The organism is Palaeococcus sp. (in: euryarchaeotes) (assembly GCF_053987695.1).
The window spans coordinates 24,161-33,004 of sequence record NZ_JBMXHE010000065.1 but is presented as its reverse complement, the minus strand read 5'-3'; the positions used below and the strand labels follow the sequence as shown (position 1 = coordinate 33,004).

Sequence of the window (8,844 nt, the reverse complement as noted above, 5' to 3'; positions counted from 1 at the left end):
AACTGACGTGAGCGTACCACTTGCGTTTAACCTCATCGTAGATAATCTCTAACCGCCCTTGCCTACCCTTCAAGTGTATTCTACCCTCGAACTGGATTCTCAACCGTCCAAATTTTCCGAGGCGCCTCAGCTCGATAATATTGCCCTCAATCCTGTACTGATCGTTCCGCAGGGGGATGATGAAGATCTTCCTCCCGTGTTTTTCTCTGACGAATTTCGGCGGTCTTGGCTTGAACCATCCGGGTAATTCCCCAGCCTTTTTCTTTTTGTTGAGGGTGAAGAAGCTCCGCCAGCTTTCAGCGTTTTTCCTGGCTAATTGCTGGACTGTTGAGCCTCCAATCCAGTTTTTGAAGGTGTAATAAGCTTCTTTCTCGGTTGTTGCGAAGTTTATTTTCCCGAATTTTTTGAATTGTTTAAGCCTCTGGTAGTTGAGTCTGTTCCAGATTACTGCCATAGCTTGGGCTAACTCGAAGAGGATTTTCTCTTGAACCTTTGAAGGCTGGAGTTTTAGGGTTACTGTCCGTTTCATTTCAAAGCATGGTATGATTTTTAGGCTTTAAAATGGTTTTGCTTTCTTGGTTAAGGGCTAATTGGGTAGTGTTTCGTACCCCGCCCCGAGGCTTGAAAAGAGAAAGCAATATCAACCCACCCTACAATTTATCCAAAGAAAAGTTTAAAATGCTTGTTCCCCCTCATGCCATACGTTTTAACCCTTTCCAGAGGCTTTGAATAATCCGCCACGAATTGAGGATATCTTCACAGAAATTTTAAGGATTGTAAGTTATTCTTCCAAAAATTTTATAATGGTAGAATGCTAAGAACTAAATTAGTGTAATGAAAGCTCATAAATTAGGAGCACGGTGATAGTTATGATTAAGCATGAGATGAAAAGGATAAAAAGTGGAATCCCCGGGTTTGATGATCTCATCCAAGGGGGTTTTCCCGAGAATACAACGGTTCTTGTTGCGGGTGGAACGGGAACCGGAAAAACAACATTCGGTCTCCAGTTCATATATAAAGGGGCAGAGGAGTATAAAGAACCTGGAGTTTTTGTTTCTCTTGAGGAGAGAGCTAAAGACCTGAGGAGAGAGGTTAAAACCTTCGGATGGGATATTCAGGCGCTGGAAAATCAGAAAATGATGGCTATAATCGATGGGGTAAGTTCCACGGTTGGTCTTCCATCGGAGGAGAAGTTTGCCCTTGAAGAGAGCTTTAATATCGACAACTTCCTGAGGTACATATATAGAGTTGTTAAGGCTATAGACGCCAAAAGGCTCGTTATAGACTCAATACCCTCCCTGGCATTCAGACTCGAGGATGAGAGGAAGATCAGGGAAGTTCTCCTAAAGCTCAACACGATTCTTTTGGAGATGGGGGTAACCACGATCCTAACCACCGAGGCCCCTGATCCAAAAGCGGGTAGAATAAGTAGATATGGGATAGAAGAGTATATTTCCAGGGGACTGGTGCTCCTAGATCTGCAGGAGAGGAACATAGAGCTAAAACGCTATCTTTTAATCAGAAAGATGCGTGAAACAAAGCATTCAATGAGGAAATACCCCTTTGAAATTACAGCCAGAGGAATAGTTGTCTACCCGAGCGGAGAAATATACTAGAGCTACGGTGAGGGCATTGATGGTGAACAACAGCATCGAAAAGGAGGTTACTCGTGTTTCCACAGGCTTGATCGATAACTTAATTTCTGGTGGAATACCCAAGGGCAGTGTTATTCTTCTCATTGGAGATCCAAAAGCTGGCAAAACGACTTTTATAAGCCAGTTCGCTTACAATCAGGTCAAGTATGGCATTCCCGTTATAGGGATTTTTACGGACGTTTCAAAATACGAGTTCCTGAGCAATAGTCTAGACTTCAAATGGAACTTCACCCCCTACCTCGATGATAAGTTCTTCATCATCGATGCATACACCACAAGAATAAGCGGACAGCCAAAGTTTGCCTTCGAGGAGACTACAATTACGGATGTTGCCGACATGACCCAGATGATAACCGTTATCAAGGATATGAGCCTAAAGATTATTCAAAGGGGAAATGCACCCCTCATAACGGGCTTCATAAGTTCTTTAACGCCTCTCTTCTTCGAGTCCGAAGTTAAGTGGATATACAAGTTCCTCGAGGATCTGAAGGATATCGCTCATAGATACAAGCAGGTGTGGATACTCGAGATGAATTCCGGTATACAGCCTCCGCATGTTGAAACCACGGTTAAGGCGATAGTCGATGGTATAATCGAGCTCAGACTCATGGAGGAGAGCAAAACTTTGAGGAGATACCTAAGGGTCTATGGAATGAAGAGGACGAACCACACCCTGTCATGGGTGCCCTATGAGATTTCCTCTTCGGGCATAAGGCTCGAATTCCCGCCTACCGTTTGATCTCAAGTTTTTCAATTTCCCTGCATATTGCCAAGTGGAACTTCATCTCTTCATATCTTCCCCTGAGGGCTATTTTGAGTTCGTTGAGTTTTGACTTTCCCCCGAACTCTCCAAAGATGTAAGCCCTATTCACCTGAATTACTCCAAAAACTGCTGCCAGGTTGAAGAGGAGGGATCTAAACTGGTAAGGAGTGGCGAAAACTTCTCCCATATCTCCGTGAGGATATTCAAAAAGAAAGTATTCCACCCCTTCAAGCTCCGCTATGTCCGTCATGGCTATATCGGCGGTTAAAAGAACGGTTAGAGGAGCATTCTCCCTGTCAACCCTTTTGAGTGTCTTAACTATCAGCTCATCGTTGGTCCTCGTCTCCTCTTTTATGGACTCAACCTCAATTGCCCTGTCCTTGAGCTTCTCAAATTCCCTAAGGGCAATATATGCAGCCTTTCTTGACTTTTTCTTCCTCTTGTTGTGGAGCTCGTCTAGGAGCTCACCATGGTGGAGAATCCTTTTGAGAGCTCTTATGTCGGCAGGATGGTATTTGAAGTTCATGGAATTTTCTATCTCCCTCTTCACCAGATCCACTATTATCATGCCATAGTTTCCAAGGGGCTTGAAGTGGGAGATGAACCGGTGGTAGAGCACATTTGTGTCGGGAGAAAACACAACACCTTTGGTTAGTTCGTTATAAAGCTCCAGCTTTTTCAAAAAATCCTCAACATTTGAATAACAGATTATGCTGGAAGCTAAGAAACATTCTTTGAAATCCCTGTAAGTTGGAAGTTCATCAAGAAACTCCCTTTTATCTTTTAAGAACTCCCTGAAATCCCTTTCTCTAGCCAGAACATCAATTCTGTAGCCCTGATCATGGACTCTAGCGCTCAGGAGAGGAAGATTATAGAGGGGATAGCTTACGGTTATATCTGCATTTTGAATCAGGTTTATGTATATCTGAAGCTCGGGCTTGTTTATAATGAGCTCCCTCATTCTCTATCACCCACAAAATCCCTAAGAATCTGAACGTGAAGGGGTATCATCATGTAGGGCCGGTTTGCATATTCCATGCTCCTTATCGCAAGATAAAAGACGTGATCCACATTTAGGGGGATACCGTGGATGAGCGCTCCCGCAACGACTGCTTTCCTTCCTGAAGTTATCTCTATTGCAATTTCGAAACCTTTTTCTTTGAGCTCTTTCAAAAGCTTCCCTATCTTCTTATCGGCGTCAACGAAGTTTGCCTCTTCGACAATGAACCAGTTTATCTTAGGTTCAAAGCCGAAAGCCCTGGAAATTATTTTCAAGGCACCAACGGCTTTTGGAATCTTTTCCGCGTATATATCTTCAAGAAAAATGTAAATCTCATCGGGATAATACTTTTTGTGCATTACAATAGCATAATATGCGTTTATCATTGCCCAAGTAGAGCGGCCCAGCATTGTAACATAAGCCTTCATGATACCACACTCACACTCAATCTATTAGTACCAACCCATACAAAACGCTTTCTTCAAAATCAATTTTTACAAGCTTTGAAATCTCAACACCTATGGCGTTTATGGAAGGGCGAACTTTTGTTGGCATCACACATTTCCCGCTCTTCGTGAATTCGCACTCATCGCAGAGATTGCAGTTTCCGGGAAAAAGAGCCATGGCATAGGGACCTGATTCCTCCTTTTTAAGGAGATATCGGAGAACTTCCCTCTTCTCCCTCTCAAAATTCTCATAGTCGATTTCAAATTTTATCAAAAGGGCTCTGGTGAAGTGGGAAATCCATTCCCTTGCCTCCATCCATGAAGGGGCATGGGGAGGACATGAAGGATTTTTACCGTACATGGGACACGCCCTACACTTCCATACGGGTCTGGGAGAGATAACAATGCTCCCCGCATCTATTTCTTTCTCATAGATGACCCTCATTGAATCACCGCTATTCAATCTCATAAACAACTATCCTGACCTTTTTGCCTTTGACCGCCTCCTTAAGCTTCCACCATAGCCTTGTATAGCTCTCCTTTTTATGGATGAGTTTATCGTTTCCAACCTTCACAGTCTTCTCCTCATACTCAACAAAAATTCCTTCCCCATCAAATATGACCTTCATCTCTTTCCTCCCTCCTCAGGATCGTCATGAGCTCATACAGACTTCTTATTTTATAATCGGCAAAATAGTAGTCGTCCTCACTCCTCCTGTTGATCCAGATTCCAGTCATTCCAACATTTTTAGCCCCAAATACATCCTGCTGAAGGCTGTCTCCCACCATGACGGCATCCCTGGGCTCGACTCCTGCCTCTTCAAGAGCATGGAAGAATATCTTCGGTTCAGGCTTTATGGCATTCACATCCTCCCTCGTAATGACAACATCAAAGTATTTGTCGAGCTTTGTGAGCCTGAGCTTGAGCCTCTGATATTCGGGACCGCTCGTTATAACCCCCAAAATGTAACCATTATCCTTAAGCCATTCCAGCGCGGGTTTTGAGTCGGGGAAAACCTCGAGCTTATGGGGGTACGTTCTTAGGAGGTCCTCATAATTTAAATCAAGATTAAAGAGCTTGAAAAAGAAGTTCCAGTCGTGCCACTCATATGTTTCCTTCCTCCCCATAATTTCATTTAAAAAGAGCTCTCTTGCCCTATCCTTGGATATTCCAAGCTTTTTCGCAATCTGTGTGTAAACCTGGGGGAGAAACAGCATTATTAAGGGCTTTTCGGATAGGAGGGTTTCATCTATGTCAAAGAAAACGGCCTTCATCTCACCACCTCTTTATCAGCAGAGCCAGAACCTCAACTTCCTCCTCAGCATCCTCCTTTATCTGGACTCCCCATATTATATCCTTTTCCCCAAGGATGTCCTGGAAGTGGTTCAATATCCTGTGGGCATGGCTCAGAGGAACCCTCCTTCCCGCCATTATATTTATTAACCCTCTGTCCCATATACCCCAGTGCCATGTGAAGTCTATGTCCCGTATAAGGCGTATTATCCCGACATTCCCCCCTTTAATCATGGCAAAGAAGTCAGCATAATCCACATTGACGAGCATGTTATTCTCCAGATATTCATAGAGCTTTGTGAACATTTCCCCTATACTCATCCCGGCTCTGTTGAATGCATCCTTCAGTGAGACCTCTTTGTATTCACTTAAGACTTCCCAGAGGGAGTCATAAAAGACAGTTTCAAAATTTTCCGCCCATTTGGGTTTTTTTGTGTTGACGAGCTCAATGTACGGCGTTAGAACATAAGCAAGCCTCATAACGTCTCCGGGAAGATAAAAGTCAATCAGTTTGGCTATTTCGATGTTCGTTGGCTTCCTTTCAAATATCATCCAGACAATTGAGTTCCGCTCCACATTCTTGAAGAAACCCTCGATTTCATCAACAAAGACTCTCTTATTGAGCAGGTAATCCGAGGTGTCAATAATAACCCTCTTCGATGATTCTATCCCTATGTTCCTCACTATGAGGGAGCCATTGTTACCTATGCCAATGAAAATATGGTTAAAAGGGAAAGAAACTTCCATTGAAAATCCCCTACTCTAAGGTAGCGTGCTTTCTCTTCATATCCTTTTCGGTTTTCTGGAATGTTGCCATGAGGAGCGCGATTATTCCATCCAGAAATATCATGGTGGAGTCCTCAAAGAGCGTTCCCATTGGGGCTATCCACTTGTACTCCGTAAGCATCTGTCTTGCGATGTAATCCGTTGGAACATCTGTCTTTGCTCTTCCAGGGATTGTAACCACAACATCCGCAATTTTACCCAGAGAGGATTCCCTATAGGATGTTATTCCGACAACTTTCCCGCCCTGTTCCTTTGCTATATATGCGGCATCTACAATGCTCTTCGTCTCACCACTTCCGCTGATAGCTATGAGCAAATCACCCTCTCCAAATGCCGGGGTTATGGTTTCACCAACCACATAAACGTTGAAATCAAGGTGCATCAGCCTCATTCCAAATGCCTTGCCAACAAGTCCGCTCCTTCCTGCACCGTAAATGAAGATTTTGTTTGCACCAATCATTGCATCTATCATTCCCCGAACCTCTTCGAGTTTCAGTGCATCTGAGACCTCGTTTATGTGCTCCAGTATGTCCTTCATTGCCTTCCTAATCGTCATCATATACTCTCCCCAGAAGAGATCTATTATTTTTCTGGTAACTCCTTCGGGGTTTTCGGCCTTTGTAATTGCTCCTCCAACTATTATTATTGTAGCGCCAAGCTCAACAACCTTTGGAATCGTTTCGAGGTTTAATCCCCCTGCAACTGCAACAGGCACTTTAACGCTTTTTATAACCTTCTCAAGGTCTGCTAAAGGAGATTTTCCTTGAACCTGCTCATCAATTCCTGTATGGACTAAAATGTAATCAACGCCCATCTTTTCAAGTTCTTTGGCTCTCTTAACTTTGTCTTTCACCCCGATTAAATCAACCATCACCTTAACACCATAGCGTCTTGCAACTTTAACTGCGTCTTTTATCGTTCTATCATCTGCGACGGCTAGAATAGAAACAACATCCGCCCCGTGACGAGCTGCAATTTCAACTTCCAGTGCTCCCGTATCCATGGTCTTCAAATCAGCCACAATTTTTCTATCCGGAAAGCGCCTCTTCATGAGTTCGACTGCTCTTATGCCCTCAGTTTTCACCAAAGGAGTTCCCACTTCAAGCCAATGCGCTCCTCCTCGAGCGGCTTTCTCCGCTATTGACATAGCTTGTTCAATATCTGTTAAATCCAGTGCAACCTGCAAAATCATCTTGAGTCCTCCCAAAATGCTGTCATTAGCAACTCACCCACTTAATTTTTAACTTTAACTATCCAAATGTGTATTAAAAATAGACATGTTTGAGGCAATCAAATCAATCCAACATCCTCGAGGACAATTTCGACATCCCTGAGACCTTCCTCACTCAGAGGGAGCATGGGCCTTCTGGGAAAACCCACATTTAGTCCAAGAATATTCATAGCTTCTTTTATTGCACTCAGCTGATTGTGCTTCTTTATTAGAACTTCGTTTAGATGGTTGAGCTTTATCTGGATCTTCCTCGCCCTCTCATACTTCATTTCTCTAAAAGCGTTGTATAGCTCCACGCATAATCGAGGTGCCACATTTGCTATCGCAACTACAGCCCCATGGGCACCTAGGACGAGGGATGGATAGATCAGATCACCCGTTCCAGCCAAGATGCTTATCTTGTCTCCAAGAAGCCTTATCAGCTCCCCTACTCTCGAGATTAAACCGCTTGAATCCTTTATCCCTATTATTTGAGAATACTCATCGGTAAGCCGTTCAATGACATCAATGGGCATGTTATAGCCCGTAAATTTCGGAACATTATAAATTATCAGAGGAACATCCGTGGACTCAATGATTGAAGCGTAGTGGTAGTAGAGTTCTTTTGGGGAGGGCTTGAAGTAGTAGGGTGGAGCTATTATAACGGCATCGACTCCAATGTCCCACGCTTCCCTCGTCAGACTCATGGTCTCCCTCGTGGATGGACAAGCAGTGCCTCCTATGACAGGAACCCTTCCATTTACCTGATCAACGACGATTCTCAAAACTTTCTCCTTTTCTTCACGATTTAAGTAGGGAAACTCACCATTGCTCCCCAGTGTGACCAGACCATGAACTCCCCCCTCGATAAAATAGTCAACAATCTCTCTGAGGGCATCGCCATCAATATCCTCTTCATCATCAAAGGGGGTAATGTGAGGAACCAGTATACCCTCAATCAAAAGCAACACCAGATAATGAAACGTATTTTTGAGTTAAAGCTTTTTTGATTCCTTATGCATAAAGTTTAAAAATGGATGGGCCAAAGAGTGCATAGGTTAAGATCACGGAGGGATTGTAATGGCTAGATTTCCAGAAGCTGAGGCAAGGCTCTTTAAGAAGTACGTATGCTTGAGGTGCGGTGCGGTAAATCCGTGGAAGGCAAAGAAATGCAGAAAGTGTGGATACAAGGGATTGAGACCAAAAGCAAAGGAACCTAGAGGAGCTGGGCGCTGATTTAGCCCCTGAGATTTTTGGTCATGTCCTCTATAAACTTTATTCCTTCTTCCAAAAGCTTTTTACCCTCTTCTGTAAGTTCATAATACTTCCTGGAGGGTTTTCCTGTTTCGCTTTCCTGCCATTCTGAACTTACATATCCCCCCTTTTCAAGCTTGTAAAGAACCACATATGAACTTACCGTAGCTGGCTCAAAATTAAATTTTTCCCTTATCTTATTCTTAAGCTCGTATGCGTACATGGGTCTCTCCTTGAGCAAGCTCAATATGTATATCCACAAAACTTCCTTTGTCAGTTTTTCCTTAAGCCTTTCCATCGGGCTCGTCATTCTATATCACCTTCAATGATACATATTATGCAGGGAAAAATGTTTTACTCCCATAAATACTTTTCGTTTATGTTCCTTAAACATTTTTTGGTCATAAAATTTTGTCCCGATATAATTGCCGCTAGG

General features: G+C 43.4%; 13 protein-coding genes. 3 read left to right on the top strand and 10 right to left on the bottom strand.

The annotated features are described in order from the left end of the window. On the bottom strand, positions 1–529 hold a 529-nt coding region (locus ACXJGZ_RS05815; protein ID WP_498049465.1), incomplete at its 3' end, for a nuclease/transposase family protein. Positions 530–869: 340 nt separating this feature from the next. On the opposite strand from ACXJGZ_RS05815, the gene ACXJGZ_RS05810 reads away from it, so the two are divergent. Continuing rightward, complete coding sequence (locus ACXJGZ_RS05810; RefSeq protein WP_293252659.1) at positions 870–1,616, top strand: ATPase domain-containing protein; 747 nt, start codon at positions 870–872, stop codon at positions 1,614–1,616. Between the two features lie 19 nt (positions 1,617–1,635). Further along, positions 1,636–2,394: an RAD55 family ATPase gene (locus ACXJGZ_RS05805; protein ID WP_456322000.1), complete on the top strand. Its 759-nt coding sequence runs from the start codon at positions 1,636–1,638 to the stop codon at positions 2,392–2,394. Here ACXJGZ_RS05805 and ACXJGZ_RS05800 read toward each other — a convergent pair. The 8 genes from ACXJGZ_RS05800 to dapA all read right to left on the bottom strand — a co-directional run bounded on the left by ACXJGZ_RS05800 (position 2,384) and on the right by dapA (position 8,125). After that, the gene (locus tag ACXJGZ_RS05800; RefSeq protein WP_456398565.1) at positions 2,384–3,379 is read right to left on the bottom strand and encodes a PIN domain-containing protein; all 996 of its coding nucleotides are present in this window, start codon (positions 3,377–3,379) and stop codon (positions 2,384–2,386) included. The genes ACXJGZ_RS05805 and ACXJGZ_RS05800 overlap by 11 nt on opposite strands. Further along, positions 3,376–3,846: a hypothetical protein gene (locus tag ACXJGZ_RS05795; protein WP_293252603.1), complete on the bottom strand. Its 471-nt coding sequence runs from the start codon at positions 3,844–3,846 to the stop codon at positions 3,376–3,378. Before ACXJGZ_RS05795 ends, ACXJGZ_RS05800 begins: the two co-directional genes overlap by 4 nt. Positions 3,847–3,862: 16 nt before the next feature. Continuing rightward, entirely contained in the window at positions 3,863–4,309 is a 447-nt protein-coding gene (locus tag ACXJGZ_RS05790) for a DUF2284 domain-containing protein (RefSeq protein ID WP_456398563.1), read from the bottom strand. 10 nt (positions 4,310–4,319) lie between these two features. Next, a complete protein-coding gene (locus ACXJGZ_RS05785) occupies positions 4,320–4,493 on the bottom strand; it encodes a hypothetical protein (RefSeq protein ID WP_293252608.1) in 174 nt (57 codons plus the stop codon). After that, positions 4,477–5,139 (bottom strand): TIGR02253 family HAD-type hydrolase, encoded by a 663-nt coding sequence (locus tag ACXJGZ_RS05780; protein ID WP_293252610.1) that lies wholly within the window; start codon positions 5,137–5,139, stop codon positions 4,477–4,479. The genes ACXJGZ_RS05785 and ACXJGZ_RS05780 overlap by 17 nt, the downstream gene beginning before the upstream one ends. A 1-nt stretch (position 5,140) precedes the next feature. Beyond that, positions 5,141–5,905, bottom strand: a complete 765-nt coding sequence (locus tag ACXJGZ_RS05775) for a hypothetical protein (RefSeq protein ID WP_456398561.1) — start codon at positions 5,903–5,905, stop codon at positions 5,141–5,143. A gap of 10 nt (positions 5,906–5,915) precedes the next feature. Then, on the bottom strand, positions 5,916–7,136 hold the full coding sequence (hxlAB, locus tag ACXJGZ_RS05770; protein WP_293252616.1) for a bifunctional 3-hexulose-6-phosphate synthase/6-phospho-3-hexuloisomerase: 1,221 nt from the start codon (positions 7,134–7,136) through the stop codon (positions 5,916–5,918). A gap of 98 nt (positions 7,137–7,234) precedes the next feature. Next, the gene (gene dapA / locus ACXJGZ_RS05765; protein ID WP_456321993.1) at positions 7,235–8,125 is read right to left on the bottom strand and encodes a 4-hydroxy-tetrahydrodipicolinate synthase; all 891 of its coding nucleotides are present in this window, start codon (positions 8,123–8,125) and stop codon (positions 7,235–7,237) included. A gap of 109 nt (positions 8,126–8,234) precedes the next feature. Between dapA and ACXJGZ_RS05760 the strand changes: the two genes are divergently transcribed. After that, a complete protein-coding gene (locus ACXJGZ_RS05760; RefSeq protein WP_293252623.1) occupies positions 8,235–8,390 on the top strand; it encodes a 50S ribosomal protein L40e in 156 nt (51 codons plus the stop codon). 1 nt (position 8,391) lies between these two features. Here ACXJGZ_RS05760 and ACXJGZ_RS05755 read toward each other — a convergent pair whose 3' ends face one another. After that, positions 8,392–8,718, bottom strand: coding sequence for a PadR family transcriptional regulator (locus ACXJGZ_RS05755; RefSeq protein ID WP_293252626.1), 327 nt, complete (start codon positions 8,716–8,718; stop codon positions 8,392–8,394). Positions 8,719–8,844: the final 126 nt, after the last annotated feature.

Excerpts from the sequence above, each read along its gene's own strand:
- ACXJGZ_RS05755 (WP_293252626.1), bottom strand. The coding sequence starts at position 8,718 with ATGACGAGCCCGATGGAAAGGCTTAAGGAAAAACTGACAAAGGAAGTT.
- ACXJGZ_RS05795 (WP_293252603.1), bottom strand. The coding sequence starts at position 3,846 with ATGAAGGCTTATGTTACAATGCTGGGCCGCTCTACTTGGGCAATGATA.
- ACXJGZ_RS05785 (WP_293252608.1), bottom strand. The coding sequence starts at position 4,493 with ATGAAGGTCATATTTGATGGGGAAGGAATTTTTGTTGAGTATGAGGAG.
- ACXJGZ_RS05805 (WP_456322000.1), top strand. The coding sequence starts at position 1,636 with ATGGTGAACAACAGCATCGAAAAGGAGGTTACTCGTGTTTCCACAGGC.
- ACXJGZ_RS05790 (WP_456398563.1), bottom strand. The coding sequence starts at position 4,309 with ATGAGGGTCATCTATGAGAAAGAAATAGATGCGGGGAGCATTGTTATC.
- ACXJGZ_RS05800 (WP_456398565.1), bottom strand. The coding sequence starts at position 3,379 with ATGAGGGAGCTCATTATAAACAAGCCCGAGCTTCAGATATACATAAAC.
- ACXJGZ_RS05810 (WP_293252659.1), top strand. The coding sequence starts at position 870 with ATGATTAAGCATGAGATGAAAAGGATAAAAAGTGGAATCCCCGGGTTT.
- hxlAB (WP_293252616.1), bottom strand. The coding sequence starts at position 7,136 with ATGATTTTGCAGGTTGCACTGGATTTAACAGATATTGAACAAGCTATG.
- ACXJGZ_RS05760 (WP_293252623.1), top strand. The coding sequence starts at position 8,235 with ATGGCTAGATTTCCAGAAGCTGAGGCAAGGCTCTTTAAGAAGTACGTA.
- ACXJGZ_RS05775 (WP_456398561.1), bottom strand. The coding sequence starts at position 5,905 with ATGGAAGTTTCTTTCCCTTTTAACCATATTTTCATTGGCATAGGTAAC.
- ACXJGZ_RS05780 (WP_293252610.1), bottom strand. The coding sequence starts at position 5,139 with ATGAAGGCCGTTTTCTTTGACATAGATGAAACCCTCCTATCCGAAAAG.